This is a genomic window from Arthrobacter sp. HLT1-20 (assembly GCF_054510895.1).
On the sequence record NZ_JBTNDR010000024.1, the window covers coordinates 39880 to 62369 of the forward strand.

General features: G+C 61.0%; 16 protein-coding genes. 9 read left to right on the forward strand and 7 right to left on the reverse strand.

Annotated features, from left to right (window positions below; genetic code table 11):
- The first annotated feature begins 3 nt into the window (after nucleotides 1-3).
- The 3 genes from ACX80Q_RS13145 to ACX80Q_RS13155 are packed head-to-tail and all read left to right on the forward strand — an operon-like array spanning nucleotide 4 to nucleotide 3802.
- Nucleotides 4-1476, forward strand: coding sequence for a sulfatase family protein (locus tag ACX80Q_RS13145; RefSeq protein ID WP_459330976.1), 1473 nt, complete (start codon nucleotides 4-6; stop codon nucleotides 1474-1476).
- Nucleotides 1473-3047, forward strand: a complete 1575-nt coding sequence (locus ACX80Q_RS13150) for a M81 family metallopeptidase (RefSeq protein ID WP_459330977.1) — start codon at nucleotides 1473-1475, stop codon at nucleotides 3045-3047. The genes ACX80Q_RS13145 and ACX80Q_RS13150 overlap by 4 nt, the downstream gene beginning before the upstream one ends.
- A gap of 20 nt (nucleotides 3048-3067) precedes the next feature.
- Complete coding sequence (locus tag ACX80Q_RS13155; protein WP_459330978.1) at nucleotides 3068-3802, forward strand: copper homeostasis protein CutC; 735 nt, start codon at nucleotides 3068-3070, stop codon at nucleotides 3800-3802.
- On the opposite strand, the gene ACX80Q_RS13160 is transcribed toward ACX80Q_RS13155, so the two are convergent.
- A complete protein-coding gene (locus ACX80Q_RS13160) occupies nucleotides 3756-4688 on the reverse strand; it encodes a helix-turn-helix transcriptional regulator (protein ID WP_459330979.1) in 933 nt (310 codons plus the stop codon). The genes ACX80Q_RS13155 and ACX80Q_RS13160 overlap by 47 nt on opposite strands.
- A gap of 85 nt (nucleotides 4689-4773) precedes the next feature.
- On the opposite strand from ACX80Q_RS13160, the gene ACX80Q_RS13165 reads away from it, so the two are divergent.
- Together ACX80Q_RS13165 and ACX80Q_RS13170 are read left to right on the forward strand one after the other, a co-directional pair.
- Nucleotides 4774-5625, forward strand: a complete 852-nt coding sequence (locus ACX80Q_RS13165) for a phytanoyl-CoA dioxygenase family protein (protein ID WP_459330980.1) — start codon at nucleotides 4774-4776, stop codon at nucleotides 5623-5625.
- Nucleotides 5626-5740: 115 nt separating this feature from the next.
- Nucleotides 5741-6595 carry an NHL repeat-containing protein gene (locus tag ACX80Q_RS13170; protein ID WP_459330981.1) on the forward strand — a complete coding sequence of 285 codons (855 nt, stop codon included), beginning with the start codon at nucleotides 5741-5743 and terminating at the stop codon, nucleotides 6593-6595.
- Nucleotides 6596-6599: 4 nt separating this feature from the next.
- Here ACX80Q_RS13170 and ACX80Q_RS13175 read toward each other — a convergent pair whose 3' ends face one another.
- The 5 genes from ACX80Q_RS13175 to ACX80Q_RS13195 form a co-directional block, all read right to left on the reverse strand.
- Entirely contained in the window at nucleotides 6600-7328 is a 729-nt protein-coding gene (locus ACX80Q_RS13175; protein ID WP_459330982.1) for a TY-Chap domain-containing protein, read from the reverse strand.
- Between the two features lie 104 nt (nucleotides 7329-7432).
- Nucleotides 7433-8242 (reverse strand): TspO/MBR family protein, encoded by an 810-nt coding sequence (locus ACX80Q_RS13180; RefSeq protein WP_459330983.1) that lies wholly within the window; start codon nucleotides 8240-8242, stop codon nucleotides 7433-7435.
- A gap of 99 nt (nucleotides 8243-8341) precedes the next feature.
- Nucleotides 8342-8824 (reverse strand): hypothetical protein, encoded by a 483-nt coding sequence (locus ACX80Q_RS13185; RefSeq protein WP_459330984.1) that lies wholly within the window; start codon nucleotides 8822-8824, stop codon nucleotides 8342-8344.
- A gap of 238 nt (nucleotides 8825-9062) precedes the next feature.
- Entirely contained in the window at nucleotides 9063-12260 is a 3198-nt protein-coding gene (locus ACX80Q_RS13190) for a glycosyl hydrolase family 95 catalytic domain-containing protein (protein ID WP_459330985.1), read from the reverse strand.
- Nucleotides 12261-12475: 215 nt separating this feature from the next.
- Nucleotides 12476-14137, reverse strand: a complete 1662-nt coding sequence (locus ACX80Q_RS13195) for a nuclease-related domain-containing DEAD/DEAH box helicase (protein ID WP_459330986.1) — start codon at nucleotides 14135-14137, stop codon at nucleotides 12476-12478.
- A gap of 681 nt (nucleotides 14138-14818) precedes the next feature.
- Between ACX80Q_RS13195 and ACX80Q_RS13200 the strand changes: the two genes are divergently transcribed.
- From ACX80Q_RS13200 to ACX80Q_RS13210, 3 genes are all read left to right on the forward strand, one after another.
- A complete protein-coding gene (locus ACX80Q_RS13200; protein ID WP_459330992.1) occupies nucleotides 14819-17893 on the forward strand; it encodes a DUF3427 domain-containing protein in 3075 nt (1024 codons plus the stop codon).
- 87 nt (nucleotides 17894-17980) lie between these two features.
- A complete protein-coding gene (locus tag ACX80Q_RS13205) occupies nucleotides 17981-18787 on the forward strand; it encodes a pullulanase X25 domain-containing protein (protein WP_459330987.1) in 807 nt (268 codons plus the stop codon).
- Between the two features lie 76 nt (nucleotides 18788-18863).
- Nucleotides 18864-19772 carry a DNA-methyltransferase gene (locus ACX80Q_RS13210; protein WP_459330988.1) on the forward strand — a complete coding sequence of 303 codons (909 nt, stop codon included), beginning with the start codon at nucleotides 18864-18866 and terminating at the stop codon, nucleotides 19770-19772.
- Between the two features lie 60 nt (nucleotides 19773-19832).
- On the opposite strand, the gene ACX80Q_RS13215 is transcribed toward ACX80Q_RS13210, so the two are convergent.
- Nucleotides 19833-20186 carry a hypothetical protein gene (locus ACX80Q_RS13215; RefSeq protein WP_459330989.1) on the reverse strand — a complete coding sequence of 118 codons (354 nt, stop codon included), beginning with the start codon at nucleotides 20184-20186 and terminating at the stop codon, nucleotides 19833-19835.
- 222 nt (nucleotides 20187-20408) lie between these two features.
- Between ACX80Q_RS13215 and ACX80Q_RS13220 the strand changes: the two genes are divergently transcribed.
- Complete coding sequence (locus ACX80Q_RS13220) at nucleotides 20409-21263, forward strand: hypothetical protein (RefSeq protein WP_459330990.1); 855 nt, start codon at nucleotides 20409-20411, stop codon at nucleotides 21261-21263.
- Nucleotides 21264-22490 lie beyond the last annotated feature (1227 nt).

Genomic DNA, 22490 nt, shown 5'->3' on the forward strand with positions numbered 1-22490 from the left:
TTGGTGGCTCAACCCAACGTAGTTGTTGTGCTGGCGGATGATCTTGGCTGGGGGGACTTGTCCTGCTACGGTGCAGAGCGGATTCACACGCCCAACCTGGATAAACTGGCCGAGGCAGGTGTGCGCTTCACCGACGCGCACGCGTCATCGGCTGTGTGCACCCCCAGCAGGTACAGCTTGATGACGGGGCAGTACCCGTGGCGCAGCCCGCTGAAAAGTGGTGTGCTCGGCGGGCTTGACCCGGCCATCATTGAATCCGATGCGCCCACCCTGGCCAGAGATTTCCATGGGGATGGCTATGCCACAGGTGCTTTCGGGAAATGGCATTTGGGGCTGAACTGGACCGGCCACGACGGGCGCCAGCGCGATGCCTTCGCGCCGGATTTCGCCGCGCAGATGCAGGGGAGCGGTCGCGAAGTCAACTACCAGGTCCCCTTCACTTCAGGCCCTACGGATCTTGGCTTTGAGCGCTATTTCGGCATCGCAGGGTCCTTGGACATGCCACCCTATTGCTTCCTGGACCAGGACAAGGCAACCGGGCTACCGCTGGAGGAAAAACAGAACCTTGTTTCCTCGCAGCGCCCCGGCTTGCAAAGTCCGGGCTGGCAGGACGACGCCGTGGACACCACAGTTGTTGCCGAGGCCGCTGCCTGGATTGCGCAGCAACGCCAGGGGGACAAACCCTTCTTTGCCTATGTGGCCACGGCAGCACCGCACAGGCCGTGCGTGCCGCCGCAGTTCATTCAGGGCAGCTCCCAAGCAGGGTTGCGCGGCGATGGTGTTGTGCTGGTCGACTGGATGGTGGGTCAGTTGTTTGAAGCGCTCGGCGAGGACGTGGCCAATACCATCGTGGTGTTTACCTCGGACAACGGCGCGCCCACCATGTTCCCGGAGGACGGGGACGTGGTGCGCCACAGGCCCAATGGGCCGTGGCGTGGGCAAAAGGCTGATGCTTGGGAGGCCGGGCACCGGGTGCCTTTGCTCATTGCCGGTCCGGGTATCGCAGCGGGTTCCGCCAGTGATGAGCTGGTCAGCCTCATGGATCTGCGGGCAACGCTTGCCCAACTGAGTGGCGGTGATGCTACGAGCCGGGCAGTGGTTGAGCCGGTGGTTGAGCCGGTGCGCCTGGGCGATGGAGTTTCCTTCGCCCCAACGCTTCTTAGCCGTGAATTGGGGAGCGACGTCGGTGCGGACAGCGCTGCCGCTGGCGTCGGCAGGGTGTTGGGTCACCAGGCGTTCGACGGAACATTGGTTTTGCGCAGCGGCTTGGGCAAGGCGATATTCGGCACAGGATCGGGAGGCTTCTCCGAGCCCATTGGTGCTCCCGATGACTCGGGGCGCGGCCCCGGGCAGTTCTACAATCTCAATGATGACCCGGCGGAGACTAACAATCTGTGGGCCAAGAACACTGGCAAGGCAATGACCATGATTGACACTTTTGAGAAGTCCACAGGATTCAAACGAGGAACACGATGACAACGCAGACACAAACCACGGAACTTCCCGATCAGTCGGAGGTGTGGTGCCCGGAGCTTGCACCGGTGCAGAAGGGCGGCTTGTCCCGGCCGCGCATTGGCATTGCCGGTATCGCCATTGAATCGAGCACTTTCTCACCCCACATCAGCGGCACCGAGGCGTTTACTGTTCGGCGCGGGGAAGAGCTCACCGCCTACTACCCCTTCCTGGACAGTGGGCGTGACCTGAGGGAAGCTGCCGAGTGGGTTCCGCTCATGCACGCCCGGTCCCTGCCCGGTGGGGCCGTGGACCCGGAACTCTATGTGGCATTCCGGGATGAAATTGTGGAGCGCATCAAGAACGCCGGCCCCTTGGATGCCCTCTTCTTCGACATCCACGGAGCCATGAGCGTGCTGGGCCGCCAGGACGCGGAGGGTGACCTGGCCCAGCATGTGCGTGACGCCTTGGGCGAGGGGGTTCTCGTTTCAGCATCCATGGACTTGCACGGGAATGTCTCTTGGGAGCTGCTCGAAAGCGTTGACCTGATCACGTGCTACCGGATGGCCCCGCACGAGGATGAGATGAACACCAAGGAGCGGGCCGTGTACAACCTGCTCACCCGGCTCCGTTCCGGCGATGGTGGCGATGTTCAGAAACGCCGCCCCCTCAAGGCGTGGGTGCCAGTGCCCGTGCTATTGCCCGGCGAGAAGACCAGCACCAGGATCGAGCCGTCCAAGGGCATCTATGACCAGGTGCCTCCCGTCACCGAGCTCGACGGCGTCCTCGACGCAGCCATCTGGGTGGGCTACGCGTGGGCCGATGAGCCCCGGTGTCAGGCATACGTCGTCGTGACAGGCGATGATGAAGCGGTCATCACCCGTGAAGCGCAGCGGCTGGCCCGCCTGTACTGGGATGCGCGGGGCGACTTTGCCTTTGTGGCCGAGACAGCAACACTGGAGAAGGGTGTCGCGGCGGCCATTGCCCCAGATGCTCCACGCCCCTATTTCCTCTCCGACACCGGAGACAATCCCACGGCCGGTGGTGCCGGGGATGTCACCTGGACCCTGGCCCAGTTGCTTGCCAGCGAAGCGTTGGCTACGGCCGATGTTCGGCTGGTGCATGCATCAATCTTCGACCCAGACGCTATTGCCCAAGCGGTTGTGGCTGGAGTGGGTGGTGCGGTGGATGTGGAGGCTGGCGCACGGGTGGACCACAACGCTCATGGCCCGGTCCGGTTGCAGGGAACGGTGTACTCAATTACCGACGGGGACCCCACTGCTGGCATCCAGGTGGTCATTCAGGTGGGCAATGTGTTCGCCATCCTGACAGAGCGCCGCAAGCCGTTTCACCACGTTTCCGACTTCACCCAGCTGGGTGTGGACCCGGCCGAGTTCGGCATTGTGGTGGTCAAGATCGGCTACCTGGAACCAGAGCTGTTCAACGCAGCGGCCGGCTGGAAACTGGCCCTGACACCTGGGGGAGTGGACCAGGACTTGCTGCGGTTGGGGCATTCACATCTGGCTGCCGGCGTTTTCCCCTTCTCCGACTCGGATGCGGCTCCCGCACTCAAAGCAACAATTCACCGCCGCTGATGGACAGGAAGGCACGCACAATGACTGAGTTGGAAATTGCCGTCCAAGACGCTGCCGGTGCCAGCGCAGCCATGGCCGGTGGGGCAACCCGGGTGGAACTCTGCACTGCATTGCGGCTCGGCGGGCTGACCCCGTCCCAAGGAAGCGTTGAAGCCGTTCTGGAAGCAGTGCAGGGCACGCCCAACTTTGTCCACGTACTGGTGCGTTCCCGTGGGGGAGGGTACGTCTACAGTGCAATGGAGATTTCCACCATGAGCAGGGAGATCAGGCATCTCAAGGCTGCCGGAGTCCACGGAGTTGTTGTGGGGGCGCTGACTCCCGAGGGAACAATAGACATGGCGGCGCTTGAGCGGTGGGTGGACGCCGCAGGCGGCTTGCCCGTCACCTTTCACCGGGCATTGGATGCCTGCTCCGATCCGCTGGTTCAGCTCAAGGGGCTGGAAGGCGCCGGTGTAACTCGCGTGCTGACGTCCGGTGGCGCGGCCCGGAGCATTGATGGCCTGGCCGTTCTGGCCTCCATGGTCCGTGAAGGCCCTGTCGGCATTGAGATCATGGCAGGTGGCGGAGTGGAAATTGTGGACATTGCGGCCCTGCGTGCCGTGGGCGTGGATGCCGTTCACTTATCCGCAAGGGTGCCTTATCTGGACAAATATCCTGCAGGTCCCGGCGGTGGCGCGCAGGAACTGGATACCACCAGTGTGGAACTTGTCAGGCAGGCAAGCACGGCGCTCGCAGCACACTGGCGAGCAACTTGATCCTGAGCGCGGAAATGTGCCCCGTTTGCATGATGGTCCAGGTCCGCAGCGTCGCTTGGCTGGACGGTTCGGCCCGGAAATGCTGCGCCCTGAAGTGCGACGGCGAGCTGCCCGTGCGCTGCGAGAAGAGCCGGCTGAAGTAGGCCGGGTCCTGGTACCCAACCAGCCGTGCGATCCGCTCGATCGGGTAGTTACTCTCGGCCAGCAGCGACTGTGAGCGGGACATGCGCAGTTGCAGAACGAATTCCTTGGGACCAACACCAGCAGCCTTTTGAACGGATCTGCGCAGCTGGGACTCCGAGAGCCGCAGCTGCGCAGCCTGCTGGGACAAGGTCAGTGGCTTGTAGGCGATGTCTGCCAGGCCAGCGAGGAGCTCTTCGGATTTCCCCGCGGAGCTGTTGGCAATGCTGCTACGGCCAGCGCTGACTATGAGCTGCTGGGTGTGGATGGAGGCCTGCAAATCTCCCAGCGGTCCCTCCGTTCGGAGGCTGTCATGCAGGTGCTGGAAATTTGAGATGAGGTCAAGGTCTGTGTTGGCCAGGTGCACCAGGGGGCGTTCACGGCTGAAGCAACCCAGTTCCTCAAAGGCACGCACCCCCACCCCCGAAAACAGTGCCCAATGCTCGTTCCAGCCCTGAGGGTCGGGCCCATAGCCGTGCTCCAGGCCCGGATAGAGCCACATGAGGGCGGGTGCGGTGACCTTTTCCACTGTCCCGTCATGGTGGAACCAGCCACGTCCATGGCTGACGAAGACCAGTCCGTAGGAAGAAAGCCGCCTCTTCTTGAAGGACGGAAGGTGCCCGCCCTGCTCCCCGGCGCCCAGGCAGCTTAGGCCCAGATCGCGCAACACAGGTGAGAGGGGGTGGTACGTTGACCAGTTGTCCATGTCTCATTTTCGATTGTTAGAAAAGTCCAAGTGGAGCTCAGCATAGTCCATTGGATTCAGGAGGCCGATAGCCAAAACTTGAGGAATGCTTACATCAAACGGATATGTCTTGGACGCGTCGGAAAGCAGACTGGGCCCCTTGGAACCTGTTCCAGTAGCGCAAAGGTTCGACCGTGAAGCCCTCTGGGGCCGGCTCCGGCGCGACGGTTACCTCTATCTGAAGGGCCAGCTGGACCCGGCGCTGGTCAACGCGTTCCGAAAGTACTATTTCGAGTCCTTGCAGGATGCCAACGTGACCAAGTCCGGAACCGAGCCGGCCCTTGGCATTGCTGCAGAGGGGCCCATTGATCGTGCACAGATGCGCGAAACACTGTTTGGGACCGTGGTGCCAGGTAGCGAGTACACAGGCCTGTGTGCAACGCCTGCCATTGCCGACTGGTTCAGCTGGTTTCTGGAGGATGACGTCCACCTGCACAAGCGCAAGATCATTCGGCACACCAAGCCCGGCGAATCGGGCATTGGCACCTCAACCCAGGCGCACTACGACCTGGTGTACCTGCGCGGCGGCAGTGACAAGGTGCTATCCATGTGGATACCGCTGGGGGACTGCCCCGTGGAGCGCGGCGGGCTGGCCTACTTGGAAGGCAGCCACCACTGGGTGCTCGCGGAGGAAAGGGAGGGGCGCCTGCAAAAGCCGGCAGCCTCCATCACGGCAGACCTCCCCGCGCTGGCCGACAAGCACGACAGCCGTTGGCTGGTGACCGATTACGCGGCAGGGGACGTGGTGGTTCATTCGGCCCACATTGTCCACGCCGGCACGGACAATACGGATCCCGACGGCGTCATGCGCCTCTCCACCGACATCCGCTACCAGCGAAGCAGCGAACCCATCGACTGGCGCTGGCAGGAGCACTGGCACTATCAGGACGGGCTGTAAGGTGCGGACCACATTGCTGATTGGCCCAATGGAGTATCAGTGAGAGCGTATCTGGCCGGATTACGAAGGCCGGGGCTGGCAACATTCGGGCATTGCGGCCCTGCTGGACGGGTCAGTGGTTTTTGCCCACCCCGAGGGCGGCAAACTTGTCAGGGTTTTCAGCGACGGGACCTTCACCGAGATCCTTACTGAGCTGACGGAGATGCATGGACTCGCCACGAGCATGCTCGACGGCGAAGAGGTCATCTGGGTTGCCGACAACGGGACACGTCAATGCGAGAGCGTCCCCGAGTACCAGGAAGAGTTGTTCTCCGGGCGGGTGGTGGCGATGGGCTTGGACGGGTGCATCCACCGGGAATTCGCCTGCCCTGAGCTGGCTGCCTACACGGACAAAGGCTGGCGTCCCACAACCATTGCGGTGGATGCGCAGGCAGGGGACATCTGGGTTGGCGACGGCTATGGGGCCAGCCTTGTCCATTGCTTCGACAGTCAGGGACGCGTAAAACTCACCCTTGACGGAAGCGAGACAGGGGTGGACTTCGCCAGCCCGCACGGCATCCACATCCGCCACAGCGCAGGCGGACAGGACCTGTATGTGGCCGACCGCGGCAACAAGCGCCTGGTGGTCTTCGGATTGGATGGAACCTTTCGCCGTGTGGTGGGAACAGGCAGCCTCACCAGCCCCTCCAGCATTGCGGATTTGAACGGCACCCTGCTGGTCACCGAACTCAACGGCGCGCTCGCAGTGTTTGAGGGGGATTGTTTTACGGGCCACATTGGCGCCAGCCCCAAGGACATCGCCGGCGATGCCTGGCCAAACCGCCGCAACGTCCACGGCAACGTCATCAGGGCGGACCTCACAGACGGGGTGTTCAACAGCCCGCACGGGATCACCGTTGACGGGGAGACGATTCTGCTGACGGAATGGCTGATCGGCGGCCGGGTGACCCGGTTGTCGCCCGTGGAGTGAGAGGCTACTCGCCGTCGGGAAGGGGAAACGTGGCCGACTCCCAGCCGAGTTCCAAGGGATTGCTGCAGTCACGGCCGTAGCGCAGGCCGGCAAGGAGGGCAGCTGTGGCTTTCTCCGGGCCGCGCTGAAACTTGTGCCAATTGGGGGCATCGCCGTCCGGCGGCGTCCAACCCGCCTCCTGGAGGTATCCGACGTCGAGCGGCCAATCATCAGCGGGCAGGTACTGATTGGAGACGACTTCCAGGTGATAGCCGCTGTCCTTGGGCGTCATCTGTCCATAGACGGTGTACTCGGGGTCCCCGGTGTTGTACTCAACCAGGAGGAAATCGTCGTCCTTGAGCCAGCGCACGTCCTCAGTGAGGGCAACGTGGACCAGTTCCCAGAACTTCTCCATGTCGGCGTGGCCCGGCAGAGTTTCCGTGCCCGGCGGCTCGGCAACCGGCAGCGGCTGCAGATAGGCCTCACCAAGCTCGCCCGGCAGTGCCAGGTAGGCAACGTCATCAACATACGCACGACGACGGTCGCCCACGTCGTCGCACCGGGTCCAGTCCTCGTGAACGGCAAACAGGACCGTGGGGAGTCCGTCGTCGCCCGCTTCCGTGACGATGGAAACGGCCCAGCCCAAGGCGTCGGTGGCCCTGTCAGAACAAGCGGCGCACAGGTAGTTGCCCGGAATCAGCCGCGATTCCCGTGGCCCGTGGCAATGCGGGCACGCTGCAATGTCTGTGCTCATCCTCCAAGTCTAAAAGCAGGCTCGCACATTGCTGGTGTTAGGTGTCTTAGAGCACGACGGCGGATGAGTGTCGGATTCGTTGTTGGCCTAGCTGCTGACTGTCATTACACCGACGATCTACCGCCACGAAGCCGGACAACAACGGTCACACCTGCTACGGCGGCAACACCCACCAGGGCTGCTATTGCTGTGGGTGTTGAGAGCAAGTCACCGCTAAGCCGTCCGACGGCAACCCAGGCCAGCCCCCAGCAAAGGGACACCGCCGGTGCCATCCTGCCTTTGCCAAAGATGGCCAGCGCAACGCCCACCGCAGCTGCCACGCCAAGGACCACTACGGCCCACCCCTCGGGGTTCAGGCCGAATCCGTCGAAGCCAGCCGACACAAGAACCGCGGCGATGTTGGCCGCCGTAGCTACGCACACCCAACCCAAATACAGGCCCATAGTGCCGTCGGTAATAACCGCGTCCCAAACGTTGAGGGGTTTGTGGCGCAGCAGGAGGACAAAGGCCCACGACAAAACTGCCAACAGCGCAATGATGATGGGCACGCTAAGCCAGAGCAGGTCGAATTGGATACTTAGGATCCATGCCGCATTAAGAATGAGGGACGCGGCGGCGGGGTAGCCAAGGAGCCTGTGGCGGCGGGCAGACTTTTGGGCCGGCAGGAACTGCCATACCGCGTAGGCCATCAAGCCCAAGTAGATGACGCTCCAAATGGAAAATGCTGGGCCGTAGGGGGCTATGAGCGTGGCGTCGGCAGCCAAGGCCCCGTTTGATGCGTTCTGGATGGGAGTTCCGCCAGCAGCTCCAGAGCCAATGAACGACCCAACAAGGGCGAAAACGGCGCTCGCCGCCACCACCAGCTGGCGGCGCAGATCCTGAGTGGTTGGAGCGGAGATTGCGGCACTATTCACAGCGGTTGTCCCTTCTGGAGCCCGGTTAGTCGGTAAATCCGATCCTACGGCCCGGCTCCGTCACTGCCTAGAAATTCCCTGCTTGTCCGACAACGAGTGCTACGCTCCCGCCGGCCCCGGCACGAAGAACGTGGTGGATGCCAGCCGCGTCTGATCCATCAGCACAATCCACTCGTAGGTGGCCCCCACATGAAGCGGCAGCCCGCTGGGGAAATTGAGCACGATGTTTGAATTTCCGGGGAACCCCATGGGTGGCTCCTGGAGGTGGGCGGCGTTCGCGGGCCTGAAATCCACGTCTTGGCTGAAGCGCATGGTGTTGGTTCCGTCGGGCCCGGCAATTGTCACGGGATGCCCGTCGGTATCCACCAGAAGCACTTCCACGGCGGCCGTGGTTTCCTCAAACTGCGGAATGTTGACGGTGACGTTCACAAATACCGCAAACGGGGCCGACAGCCCGCCCTCAGGGTCGAAGCCCAGAAACTGAATCCCGCCGCCAATGATGTTGACCTTCCCCGCCGCATCAACGTTGACAAAGTCGGCGATCAAAATGGTGCCGTTGGCCGCACCTGAACTCTCAGTCATGCGGAGGTCCCCCTAGTTGTCAAGAATGCCGTGCTGCCGTGGGCGGCGCATCATGCCTTAACCATAGCCACCCGCAAGGATTCCCTGCCGTTGGATGTACGACGCCGGGCCCTCTCCTTGGCAGGGCTGCTCACCGGGTGCGGGGCTCGGGTCGGGGCGACCACGGGCCCACAATGGCAGCGGGGACGGGCGCGACCGGGTGAGTGTCAACGCCCGCCTACTGGCGGGGCGCCTTGATTTAGCTCGGCAACAAGGGCTTGGTCTTGTGGCCCGGCTTGGTGGGCTTGACCTTGTAGTCCTTGCCGTTCATGGACACGATGATGTTGCCCTGGTTGGGGGACTTGTCGCCGATGACCTCAACCTCGGTGACTTTCCCGTCCTTCCATGTGCAGTTCAGTTCGTAGCCGCCACGGGCACGCAGGCCCTTGAATGAACCATCCTTCCAGTCGGCCGGCAGTGCGGGCAGCAGCTCGATCTTGCCTGTGTGGCTCTGGATGAGCATTTCAGCCACGGCACCGGTGATGCCGAAGTTGCCGTCCATCTGGAAGGGCGGGTGGTTGCAGAACAGGTTGGGAAGCGTGTTGAAGCGCAGCAACCCGCGCAGCATGAACTGGGCACGCTCTGCTTCCCCCAAACGGGCGAACAGGGCCGCACGCCAGGGCCAGGTCCAGGAACGGCGGCTGTCACCGGACACGCTGCCCTCGGTGAACGGCACGCCTTCCTTCTCACCACAGCGGGCCTTCAGTGAAACGAGTGCCGCAGCTGCCAGTTCGGGTGATTCCTTCAAGTTGATCTGGCGTCCTGGGTACACAGCAAAAAGGTGCGAGGTGTGGCGGTGGATGTCGGTGGGGCTGTCCATGTCCGACTGCCATTCCTGCAATTGCCCCCACTTGCCAATTTTGTTCGGTGCCAGGCGGTTCTGCAGATCCTTCACGCGTGCACGGTACACCGAATCCGCCTTGGCTGCGTCCTCACAGTCAATGTAGTTCTGGAACAGGTCCCAGATGATCTGCTGATCGTACATGACGCCGTTTTCGCGCGGGCCGTGCTCGGGGGACCAGCCATCCGGGGCTACGAGTTTGCCAGCGGCATCCTCAACGAGGCGGTCTTCCCAGAACTGGCAGATCTCCTTGAGCATGGGCAGCGCAGTGCCAAGAAGGTATGCCGTGTCCTGGGTGAAGGCCCAGTGCTCGTAGATGTGTTGCCCGTACCAGGCGCTGGCCACGGTGTTCCACTCCCAGGAGTTGCCGCCAAAGATGCTCTGGCTGGTACGGGCAGTCCAGCCGCGGGTGTCTTTGCCAAAGGCGTTCCGGGTGGCCACGCGGGAGGGCGCGGCAACCTGCTTGATGAACTCCACCAAGGGTTCGTGGCTTTCGGACAGGTTGGTGGTCTCGGCGCCCCAGTAGTTCATTTGGACGTTGATGTTGGTGTGGTAATCCGAGGCCCACGCTGGCGAATTGCTGTCGTTCCACAGGCCCTGCAGGTTCGCCGGCAATCCACCGGGACGGGAGGAACCCAGCAACAGGTAGCGGCCGTAGGCAAACATGGTCTGTTCCAGGCTGGGATCAACCTGGCCTGCGCCGTAGGCGGCGAGCCGGAGGTCGGTGGGCACCTTGGCGACGGAGTCCGGCGTCGTGCCCCAATGGACCGCTACACGTGACATGAGCGCGGAGAGCTCGCCCTTGTGCTCGTCGCGCAGGGCCTCGTAGCTCTTGCGTGAAGCCGCGGTGATGGCTGCGGCGATGCCGGGCTCGGGGTTGGGCCCGCGCCAGCCGGCGGCGGCGTCGAGCTTGTAGTTGGTGCGCGCATCGAGGATGACTGTCATGCTGGTGGCGCCGGAGATCCGCAGGGTGGCGCCTTCGCCGCTGACCTGGCCATCGGTTTCGACGATGCGCAGGGTGGCGGCGTGCTTGAGCTGATTGGCCATCATGCCGGAGAAGTTCAGTGACTTCGAGGCTGGATCGGCGGTGGTGGTCACCCCGTCCTGGCCGGAGGTCAGCGCCACGGTGCCGTTGAGGCCGCCGGCGCGGTCGGTCTCGTAGCGCATGACGATGACATCTGCGTTCTTGCTGGCGAAGGCCTCGCGCAGAACGCGGTTGCCGGCGGTCCCGAACTGCGTGACGTGGATGCCCACGGTGGGGTCCAGTGCGCGCTTGTATTCGGCCACGGCGGAGCTGGTGCGCGAGTCGAAGCCGCTGCCCAGCAGGACCACTTCGGCGATGCGCAGGCGGGATGCGCCGCCGTGCAGCGTGAGCCGGTATGAGCTGTAGGCGGGGTTGGATAGCGGGAAGCTGGCGGTCTGGCCGCGCGAGGCAAACGGTGCCCCGGGTGACCGGCTGTCCAGGACTGTCCAGGTGCGGCGGTCCTTTGAACCTTCCAGCGCCCATGAGGTGGGGTCTTCCTGGGCGTTGTCAGCAGCCGAGGTCAGTGCGTAGGACGTCAGCGCCACGGCCTTGCCCAGGTCTGCCTGCCAGACGACGCCGGATCCCGGCTGGGGTGCCACCCACACCGTTGCGGGGGAACCGTCCAAGGTGCGGAGGATGTCACTGCCCGTGCCTTCGCCGTCGGAGTGGCTGGTGGGAGAGGAGGCGTAGAGGGCCGACTGCCCGCCCATGGTGACCCCGGTCAGGGCGACCTCGGAGACTTGGAAGTGGCTCACACCGGGCTTGGGTTTGAAATCGAACTTGTAGAAGAGGTACGCAGTGGTGTTGGCGGCCGTGAACTCTTTGGCCTGGCGGCGGTTCTCGAACGGGGCCTGGTCGCGGGAATCCAGGGCTGTCCAGGTGGTGCCGTCCTGTGAGCCGGCGAAGGTCCACTTCTGGGGGTCACGGGCGGGGACGTCATTGGCGCTGGTCAGGGTGTATTTTGAAACCGCGACGGCGTTAGGCAGCTTGACCTGCCAGGTCACCGTTGCCGGTGGACCGTCAATGCACCACTTGGTGCCGGAGTTGCTGTCCACGGAGGCGTCAACGTCCTCGGCGCCCCAGATCTTGTAAGGGCCGCCGGGAGCGGTCACCACGGGCTGCTCGGCAAAGCTGACCACCACGTTGCCGAAGTTCCGGTAGGAGCCAAAGCCGGTGACGCTGGTGTCGTAGGCGCCGTCGGGCTGGCCGGCCAGTGCGTTGTCGTAGTTGTTGACGCCGCCCCAGAGGCTTTGCTCATTGAACTGGATCCGGTCCCGTGAAGGATCGCCGAAGAACATGGCACCGAGGCGTCCATTGCCCACGGGCAGGGCGCCGGACTGCCAATCAGTGGCGGGCTGCTGGTACCAAAGCGCGTGGGCGGACAGCGCCGGGTGGGGTGCAAGAATGGTGGCCAGTTGCTGGGCCGGTGCCGCCGATGCGCTGCGGGCGATCATTTGGGCCACGAGGGGTGTGAGAGCAAGGGCTCCTCCCAGTTTGAGGACTTGGCGGCGGTTTGGTTGCATGACTGTCATGAACACTCCTGAGCTTCATTGGTCTGGTGTTTGAAGCGCTCCATGGTGAGGAAACCGATTTCCGGCGCGCTTTCATGACAGTTTTCCACCCAGAACATCCGATGTCTACGGCTTGGTGTGGAATGGTCCGAATGGCTAGGGTGTTGAGGCGGTGGTCGAGTCTGTCGAGACACAGCCCGTCGAAATCCGCTGCGCGTCAATCTGGTGTAAGCCTGCTAAAACGCAGGATCCCATTTCTGGGCACGCGACAACACCATGGCCATTTGATTTCCGCCAGCCTCACGCAATTGTGCGGAATCCCCAACTACTACCAACAAAGTCCTGGCCCGGGAGAGCCCTACATAGAGCAACTCAGCTGCCCTGTCCATGTCCTTGAAGCCATTGACGCACAGAACAACCACCGAACGTTCGAGCCCCTTGAAGCCCAGAACATGTCCGTAGAATTCACCTTCGTTGGCATGGAACTCACGCCAATACTCGCCAATTTCGTTCCGGTTGGAGTAGTCCACATGAATTGGGTGCCGATTTTTGGTGGTCAGCAGTGCGATCTGGTTGTTGGCCCACCCGTCCTTGATTAGTGCGTCGATGCAGTCGCTGGCAACATCCAGTGCAGCGTCTGTTGCGCATTGCACTCGCCGGACGGCCATGCCGGTGCTGCCGCGGGGCATGAACTTCTCGCCTGCGAAGCCCTTGAACGTTTCGGCGATCTTCTTGGTGTTCCGCAAGTTGTCGTCGATGTGGATGGTGATGAGGTCGGAAATCGCATCATCCCCGTCCCAGCGCTTGTAGACGTCCTGGCCGTCATCCATGAAGGCGTAAATCTCAGGTTCCTCGGGGTCCTTCATGCAGGCGCGCAAGGCTTCCCACCACAGCGGGGCAAAATCCTGTGCTTCGTCCACGATCACGGCGTCGAACTTCTCGTGCGCCGGCAGTGCGCTGGCCAGGTCCTTCAATATTCTGGGCATGTCCACGTCGTAGTACTCTTGGCCTTCGCCGTCGGGCACACCCAATGATTTGACGAATTCATGGAACTCACCGGTAAAGGCAGGCTTTGATTGCCGCCAACCTCTCACCTGGTTGCCGAGGTACATACCCAAGCCCTTGTTGTAGCAAAACAGCCCAACGCGCTTGCCCGATTTACATAGTTCGCGGGCCTTCTCCACCGCCAGCCAGGTTTTCCCGCTGCCAGCGCCACCGGTGAACCGGATACGCGGCAGAGACCGAGTGGCCCGCAAGAGCACCTTTTGACGCTCCGTCAGGTGGTCCTGTTTGTTCTCGTCCTCTTCGTGGCCGGCTCCGTCGCTCGCGGGTTGGTCGAGATTCCCCTCGAGCTTGGGGACAATTCTCTCCAAGTACGACGGCGCCAGCGGTACAGTCCCGCTGCCTTCGGTCAGGATCGCACGGCGGATCTTTTCGGCGGGATTCTTCACGTCGTCCTGGTCCAGAATCAGCTCACGCGGATTGCCAGATTTCACCCACTCCTGGGGAACCGCTGAATACGGGAGGGCGGCCATGTAGACAAAACGGCTGGTCAGTTTCGAGCCAGTTTGGTCAGCGATCCATTCCTTGAACGCGTGCATTGATCCTTGCGACTGGGCCAATGGGTCCTGAAGCTTGTGTCTACCGTGAGCCCCGCCTGATTGGAACCACTGGCCGTGCTCGTTGGTGACGAGACCACCCTTGACCTCGACGGCCGCCAATCCAACGCCGGGCCACAGGACCAGTATGTCGATCTCGTGTTCCGCCCGTCCATGCCGCACTTGGACGGAGTGGGCCAGCACAACATCGTCGGGCAGTGTTGCTTTCAGAAGGTCCCAGACGGCCTTCTCGGCGAGCTGGCCGTCTTTGAAATCGGGTTCCGGCGGAATGCAACGCAATGAGGAGTCCTTTCGGTGGATACAAAGGCACTCCCAAGCTACGGGGCGCAAGTCTCAGATTCGGATTGCTACGTCCGCATCGAGTACGCAACCCCAGGAACCATCTAACTGACCGGGCACTGCACTACCGGTGGTCGCGACTACGCGCTGATCTCAATTGTTTGGTTCTTCTTTGAAGGGCGCTCATGACTCGTAGGTATTCAACATCATACAAATCGTTTAGTCCATCGATTATTCGGCCAGCTGCTATGGAAAGGAACAATGCGATGTCTTGGCCGCTTTGGAATTCAGCGGCAGCCGATGCACTGACTATGTCCATCCGCTGTGCAGCTGTTAATCGAGAGTGTGTTTTGTGGTGCTGCGGTATCCCGAGACCATTTTTTGTGTCGTGCTGTGGCATGAGTCCATCGTCAAAATTCTCTAGGGCGTCTGCCATTTTGACCTCCGGATATCTCAGGCAATTGGGCGTATTTTATCGGAACATAGGTTCGTTTTCCAGGTTTTCCAATGCGGTGTCATTCGGGCTGCGTCGCATACGAGATATTCAGCCAGTAGGCGTCACCGTTCGTCTTTGTCCGAACCACCACATAGCCTGGCCTGGTGAACACTTTTGATGGGGGACAAGCGCCAGAACAGCTGGCAGAAGGGCTCTATGAGCTTCTTCATACGAATGATCTGGCAATGCGGCTCAGTGCGGTGCCGGATTTGGAAGCCACCAGTCTGGAAATGGACAGTGACAGCTCTCCCGAGGCGTTGTCGCGTCACGTTGCCGAGGCCGTCAAACAGTTGCTCATCACCACCAAGCCGGAAGACAGGGTTGGGAAAGTCAACCAGCTCTTGACGGTTATTGACCCGGCGCATCAAGTGTCGGCTGGGCCCACGCAGTTGAGATCGTTGCACCGGCCAGACGCGCTCAAACGCCGCCAGCTGCGCAGGCCCGTGACAAATTTGAGCGAAAGTGCGCTGCTAACCAATGGCAAAGACGACCCCAATCTGGCTGCTGAGATCAGGGCTGAGATTGAATCTGCCGACTCCGTAGATCTGCTGTGCGCATTCATCCGGTGGACGGGGATTCGTCTTTTGGAACCCGCATTGGCGGCGCTCAAAGACCGCGGAGGAAAGCTCCGGGTCATCACCACCACGTACATGGGAGCCACCGAGCGCAGGGCCGTCGATGAACTTGTGAATCGCTACGGTGCAGAAGTCAAAATCAGCTATGAGACCCAGTCCACCAGACTCCACGCGAAGGCGTGGCTCTTCCACCGGAACACCGGCTTCAGCACCGCATATGTAGGCAGTTCCAATCTGAGTCAGGCAGCCATGCTCGACGGTCTCGAATGGAACGTGCGACTGTCAAACATTGGCACGCCGGCCTTACTTCAAAAGTTTGCCATCACTTTTGATAGTTACTGGGAACAGCGAGCATTCCAGCCGTACGACCCGGAAACGGATGCTGACAAACTGGACGCTGCGTTGCTCAGGAACGGCGGGAAGCTAACCTCAGCCCCCAGCGGATATACCGGCCTTGAAGTGGAACCGTATCTGCATCAGGTGGAGATGCTGGAGGATCTGGAAGCCGAACGTGCCAAGGGCTTTCATCGAAATCTTCTCGTCGCCGCCACTGGTACGGGAAAGACTGTCATCGCAGCCCTGGACTACAAGCGACTGTGCGAAGCTGCCGGCAAAGACCTTTCCTTGCTGTTCATCGCCCACCGCAAGGAAATTCTTCAGCAGTCCATGACCACGTACCGCAACGTCATGCAGAGCGGTTCATTCGGCGAGCTGTTTGTTGGCAAACACAAACCCCAGCAGTGGAAACACGTGTTTGCCAGCGTCCAATCGCTCTCTGCCAAAAAGTTGGGCAAGTTGGACGCGGACAGATTCGACGTCGTCGTCATAGACGAGTTTCACCATTCCGCGGCAAAGACGTATCGCGTGCTCATGGACCACCTGACACCGCAGGAATTCCTCGGGCTCACGGCAACCCCCGAACGCGGAGACGGCATCCACGTTGCCGATGAGTTCTTCGACGGCAGGACTGCAAGCGAGCTCCGCCTGTGGGATGCCCTGGATGCCGATTTGCTTGTCCCGTTCCACTACTTTGGGGTATCGGACGATGTTGACCTCAGCAATTTGGACTGGAAACGCGGATCCTACGACCTGCAGCAGCTGAGCGGCGTATACACAGGCAACGACGCTCGCGCCGCCAAAATCATCAAAGAGCTCCAGGACAAAGTCACAAGCACCGATCGGATGCGAGCGATCGGCTTCTGTGTTTCAGTCCAGCATGCTGTGTACATGGCCGAAGTCTTCAACAAGGCCGGCATCAAATCCGTCGCAGTCTCCGGGCAGACTGACGACGGCGAACGCGCACTAGCGCTGAAACGGCTTCGCAAGCGTGAGATCAACTGCATCTTTGCCGTTGATCTGTTCAACGAGGGCCTGGACTTGCCACAAGTGGACACCATACTCTTGCTGCGTCCAACGCAGAGCGCCACAATCTTCATGCAGCAATTGGGCCGCGGCCTTCGGCGCGCGAAAGACAAGTCCGTGCTGACTGTGTTGGACTTCATTGGACAGCAGCACAGAGACTTTCGCTTCGACGTTCGGTTCCGGGCCATGACTGGCTACGGCCGGAAGCAGTTGGAAAAGGCAGTTGACGACGAGTTCCCCTTCCTGCCGTCCGGTTCCCAGATTGTCCTGGACCGAGTGGCAAAGGACGTTGTTCTGACGAATCTGAGGACCCAACTGAAGCTGAACCGGCCCAAACTCGCAGCCGACATCAAGTCATACGGGGCTTTGCGGCTTGCCTTGTACTTGGAAAATTCCGGCAACGACGTAAAAACGATCTACAAGAGCACCAAAGATTCATGGACTTGGTACCTGCGACAGGCAGGACTTATTGAGGGGCTGTCACCTGCAGAAGCGTTGATACAAGGAAAACTTGACCAGCTTTCGGCCGATGAAGAAAAGAAGCTGCTGTCTCGCATGGCTGCCCTGATCCATGTGGACGACAGGGAACGCGCCGAGGCATACGCGATGCTCGTTTCTCCCGACGCGCCGGCCTATCAGGAATTGGGTTCGCGTGAGCAAGTGTTTGCCCGCATGCTGTTCTTTATTTTGTGGGACGACGCCGGCGGATTTACCTCATATGACGAGGGATTCGCCCACCTTCGCAGCTACCCGTATGACTGCAGCGAGATTCAGCAAGTCGTTAAATTGGGAGCGGACGCGTCGAAGCGTGCCGGAAAGAGCCTTGGCTTGGAATTCGCGGGAATTCCGTTGCTCTCGCATGCCACGTATAGGCGCGAGGAGATTCTGGCTGCTTTGGAATATGGTTCCTTGGAACTCGGCAAAAACGTGAAGCACCGGGAGGGTGTTGCTTGGTGTCCGCAGACCAGGACAGATGCTTTCTTCGTGACGCTGGACAAGGACGAGGCGAATCACTCGGCGACCACCATGTACAAGGACTACGCGATCAGCCAAGAACTTTTCCATTGGGAATCGCAAAACAACACCTCACCAGCCAGCCCGGTGGGGCGTCGGTACCTTGACCGGAAAGCGCACGGCTCCCGGATACTGCTCTTCACTCGCGATACCGCCGAAGACGAAACCGGGCTGACCATGCCCTACACCTGTCTCGGTCAAGTCGACTACGTCCAGCACAAAGGTGAGAAGCCGATTGCCATCACGTGGAAGCTACACCGGCCCATGCCTGCCGATGTCTTCGCCGAGGCAGCAGCCGTTGCACAGTAGTTCGTTGCACCCAGCGTCATCTACTGCGCAGTAACCACCCTGCATGTCAAAGTGGGAATGTACGCCCGCTTCAAGAGGAGATCTGCATTGAGCATTCGAGACAACACCAACCGCCGACTCAAAGAAGTTCTTGACATTATGGCCGCCGGATCGTGGCTTGAGGAGAAGCCCAACGGGGGAGTGGTCCTCGCCGAGGCCGTGGCCCGTATTCCGTTCACGAAGGAAGAAGCCGAAATCCTCAGTGGCGGCATTCCCCGCGGCCACAAGAACCTCACCAAAGCCACCGCCGATCTGGTCAAGGCCGGCTGGATCACCAAGGGCCGCAGCGGCTGGGAAGTCACCGAAGACGGCTTGAAGGCAACAGTTGTTTTCACCACTGTGGAAACCTTGGTTGAGGCACTGGCAAGCGGGGCCCAGGCTCCCGCAGACACTGCGTTGCCAGCCCAGCCCGCGGCGACGCCGGAGAAGAAAGCCCCCGCCAAGAGGGCTGCCGCCAAAAAGCCTGCCGTGAAGAAGCCGTCCGCCAAGGCAGTCCCGGCAAAAGCCGCCGCGAACAAGGCAAACCAGGAATCCGGCGTCGAACACCAGGAACAGCCCGCAACGGTGGCACTGGCTGGCGACTTCGGCACCACTCTGGGCGCCGTGGAGAACTGGGATCCCAGCCACAACGCCGTCCAGATGAAGCTCGATGCCAAGCAGGGCACCTGGAAGCTCACCGCGGACCTGCCGGCCGGGCAGTACAGCTACAAGGCGGTGGTGAATGGATCGTGGGATGAAAACTACGGTGCGTTCGGCATCAACGACGGCGCCAACCACGAGTTCGCGCATGCCGGCGGCCCCGTGACGTTCCACTACGACCACACCACAAAAGACGTGCTGCGCAGCGAAGTCTAAGCCAGAAAATGCCCAAAAGCAGGCGGTTGAGCCGTGCCAGTTTCGGCAGGCTCAACCGCCCCGCTAGCCTTGATGCATGACAATGGACGCGAGCGATTCCCCCCAGGACCATGCCTCGGCAACAACCTGGCAGGCAACAGGGAAAAACCTGGTTGTAAAAGGGGACAATCTCAGCGTCCTGGCCACGTTGCCGGATGAGAGCTTCCGGCTCATCTACATTGATCCGCCGTTTAACACCGGCAAGATCCAGACCCGCCAGACCATGAAGAATGTCCGCAGCGAAACGGGGTCGCGCCTGGGCTTTCAGGGCCGCAGCTACGACACCATCAAGGGCTTGGCGTTTAGCTACAACGATTCGTTCGGCGACTACTGGGAGTTTCTGGAGCCCCGGCTGGAAGAAGCCTGGCGCCTCTTGGTCGATGACGGCACCCTTTACCTGCACCTGGACTACCGCGAGGTCCACTACGCCAAGGTCCTGCTGGACGCCCTGTTTGGCCGCGAATGCTTCCTCAACGAGATCATCTGGGCCTACGACTACGGCGCCCGGGCCAAAAAGAAGTGGCCCGCCAAGCACGACAACATCCTCGTCTACGTCAAAAACCCCAAGACGTACTACTTCAACAGCGAAGAAGTGGACCGCGAGCCCTACATGGCGCCCGGCCTGGTCACGCCCGAAAAAGTCGCACTGGGCAAGCTGCCCACGGACACCTGGTGGCACACCATCGTCTCGCCCAACGGCCGCGAAAAGACCGGCTACCCCACGCAAAAGCCCGTCGGCATCCTGCGCCGCATCATCTCCGCCAGCACGGAGAAGGGCGACTGGGTCCTAGACTTTTTCGGCGGCAGCGGCACCACAGGCGCTGCGGCGCTGGAGCTGGAGCGCAAGTTCGTGCTGGTCGACCAGAACCCGGAGGCCATCGAGGTCATGCGCCGTCGCCTGGATCCTGAGGCCGTGGACTTCATAGAGTTCGACGCCGAACCCTAGCAACGCTGCCCGCTGCGGCTTGCGCCGTGGCTGGCCCGGCTGGGCTTCGCGCCGCCGCCGTTAGCCCAGCGGAATCAGCCACTCCACCGTGATGTAGATGCAGGCGGCGATGGTCAGCGCCCCGGTGAGAATGGACGCGATCCAGTAGCTACGGCGTCGAGTTTTCACGGCAAAGCCCAGCAGGGGCGGGAAAGCCAGCATGCTCAGTGCGGCCAGGAACCCCAGAATTCCCAGAGCCACACTGGCAGCGGTGGTGGTGCTGTCCAAAGTGCCGGTCATGACAACAAAGGACAGCAGGGCCAGCAAAATCACCGGGTAAGCCAGCAGTGCCCAGCCCACTGCTGTTGTGGCAACAACCCACCAGATGGAGCGCTGCGGCAAGGCTTCCTGGACGGGCGCTTGGGAACGCGCCATTGCAAGGCGTTGGGACGGGATCTCACTATGGGGACGGGGCATGCTTCTTTTCTAGCACGCCACGCTGGAGGCCCGCTGTCACGCTGCCCAAGCCACTTTGTCAGACCCTGCTCCTATAGTCAGTCTTGGGCCGGATTTACATCGAATCGGGCTTTGGCAGGGGGCAATGGTTGTTTCCTTGCATCACTGAAATTCAGGAGACATGTTTTGGGGAATGAAATTTTGAATCAGCCGCAAGGGTCCGTTTACGGGCCGCCGTCCATGATGCCGCCCGCGGGCCCCGGGTTCCCTCCCGCCGGACCGCCCGCCCCGCCCGCAAACAAGAACGCTGGCAAGGGCCTGGCCATCACAGCCCTGTCCCTGGCGATCGTTTCTCTGTTGCTGTGCTGGGTACCGATCGTGAACAATCTGGTGTTCTTCCTGGGCCTAATGGCGCTTGGGTTCGCCGTCCCGGCCCTCATTGTCTCAATGCGCAAGCGGTCCACGGCGCGCGGCATGTCGATTGCCGCAACCGTGATCGCAGTGGTGTCCCTGATCGGTGTGCTGGCCTCGCAGGCCATGTACTCATCCATGATCGATGACATCGGCAAGTCCATAGAGGAAGGCTCCGACGGTGTTGTTGACGTGGCGCCGAAGGACCAGAAGAAGGCCGACGCCGCAGCCCTCGCCCTGGGTGCAACCGGCAAGGTGGGTGCCGAATACGAGGTAACCGTCAAGAGCGTCAACCTCAACGCAGCCGAGGCCATCACCGCCGCAAGCGAGTACAACGAGCCCGCCAAGGGCCAGTACGTCCTGATTGATGTTGCGGTCAAGTACGTCGGTGCAGAAGAGGGTGATCCCTGGATCGATCTGGGCGTGAAGCTGGTTGGCACTGACGCCCGTCAGTATTCGTCCACCACCTGCACCGCCATGGTGGAGAAGTCAGGGACCTCGGTTCCCACCTTGGAAAATGGTGGAACCGGGGAATTCCAGGTGTGCATGGATGTGCCCGCCTCAGCTGTTGCGGGGGCCAAGGTCTTCGTTGAACCCACGTTCACGCTCAAGGACAACCAGCGGGTTTACTGGACCACAAAGTAGCAGCAAAGTTCCATTGCAGAGACTTGTGGGCTGGTTCCTGGAGTCAGCCCGGCGAGCCCGTTGCTCGTTGCTCATTGCTGGGCCTGGTTTCGCCGTGGTGGCCCGCAGCACCGGACTTGCGACTCTCACCGCATCTGGCTCTCCAGGCATCGTTGCCCGGTGGTGATAGAGGGGGTCAAGAGCTGGTGATTCCACGGGTTCGGGGCCACGGACTGCGATGATGGCCTTCTACCATCATCGCGCCGGGGTCCTGGGGATTCGCGCATCGTGGCACATAACAGGAGTTCTCACCTTTTTGACAGCCACGGCCATATTCGCCGCCTTTTACATGTTAATGCGCCGGACACTCACATCAGAATTTCCAAATGAGGTAAGACCCCCCCCATTACGGGCAATCTAAAAGAGTCTCGTCGGGCTCTACCGCAGCGTGGCTGGAAGTGGGAGGATAAGTCATCGAACCCAATGTTCTGGCCAGCCGATCAGATACTAAAAGGTCCCGATCCTGAGAGGTGATCCAAATTGAGTAACCCTCTAGTTGAAATTTTTCCTAGCAACGTTCGGAAAATTATCTATGCATCCTATTCGGTCCTTGCTGTAGTAATAGGAGCCATCCAAGCCTCAATGACCAGCCTCAAAGTCGACGTGCCAGTCTGGTTTGCTATCTGTCTCGCCGTCTTTGCTGCAATCGGCGGCCTTCTTGGCCTCACCGCGGCATCCAATACCCCGCCAAGCAAGGATCCGTGAGATAGGCCCGCTACCCCAGATGGTAGCTACAAAATTGGAGTCGGATCGTACGCCAACTGATTTTCGATGTTCGTCGTTTGTGGCTGCGTTGCGAAAACCATTTGAAGATGGGATTTTTTGAACGCCGATGATCTTTAGGGTCATTGGAAGCGCCGCAGCGTGGCTTTAGTTCTTCTCGCAACCGAGGGTTAGCAAGAAACCCGGCATCAACGGCCTAGGATATGGCCCCGCGCGTACGCTAGAAATACTGAAAACACTATCTAAAACGTATGATTTAGGACATTTTCTGGAAGCGATTCCGCAGAGTCGTTTAGCTGACGTTAGGCAGGTGAGTTTGTGGGCGCGGTCGGAGTTGTTGCGGGCTCCGCGGGTTGCCTTTGGCCAGGTTGGTTTCTCCTTCCAACCGCGGGGGGGGGGGGGGGGGGGGGGGGGGGGGGGTGGGGGGGGGGGGGGTGAGAAGAGATGGTGCCCCCAACCCAATTT

Coding starts and splice junctions, on each gene's coding strand:
- ACX80Q_RS13185 (WP_459330984.1), bottom strand. CDS start 8,824: ATGACTGAGAGTTCAGGTGCGGCCAACGGCACCATTTTGATCGCCGAC.
- ACX80Q_RS13155 (WP_459330978.1), top strand. CDS start 3,068: ATGACTGAGTTGGAAATTGCCGTCCAAGACGCTGCCGGTGCCAGCGCA.
- ACX80Q_RS13165 (WP_459330980.1), top strand. CDS start 4,774: ATGCTTACATCAAACGGATATGTCTTGGACGCGTCGGAAAGCAGACTG.
- ACX80Q_RS13150 (WP_459330977.1), top strand. CDS start 1,473: ATGACAACGCAGACACAAACCACGGAACTTCCCGATCAGTCGGAGGTG.
- ACX80Q_RS13160 (WP_459330979.1), bottom strand. CDS start 4,688: ATGGACAACTGGTCAACGTACCACCCCCTCTCACCTGTGTTGCGCGAT.
- ACX80Q_RS13175 (WP_459330982.1), bottom strand. CDS start 7,328: ATGAGCACAGACATTGCAGCGTGCCCGCATTGCCACGGGCCACGGGAA.
- ACX80Q_RS13200 (WP_459330992.1), top strand. CDS start 14,819: ATGCGGCTCAGTGCGGTGCCGGATTTGGAAGCCACCAGTCTGGAAATG.
- ACX80Q_RS13190 (WP_459330985.1), bottom strand. CDS start 12,260: ATGACAGTCATGCAACCAAACCGCCGCCAAGTCCTCAAACTGGGAGGA.
- ACX80Q_RS13215 (WP_459330989.1), bottom strand. CDS start 20,186: ATGGCGCGTTCCCAAGCGCCCGTCCAGGAAGCCTTGCCGCAGCGCTCC.
- ACX80Q_RS13210 (WP_459330988.1), top strand. CDS start 18,864: ATGACAATGGACGCGAGCGATTCCCCCCAGGACCATGCCTCGGCAACA.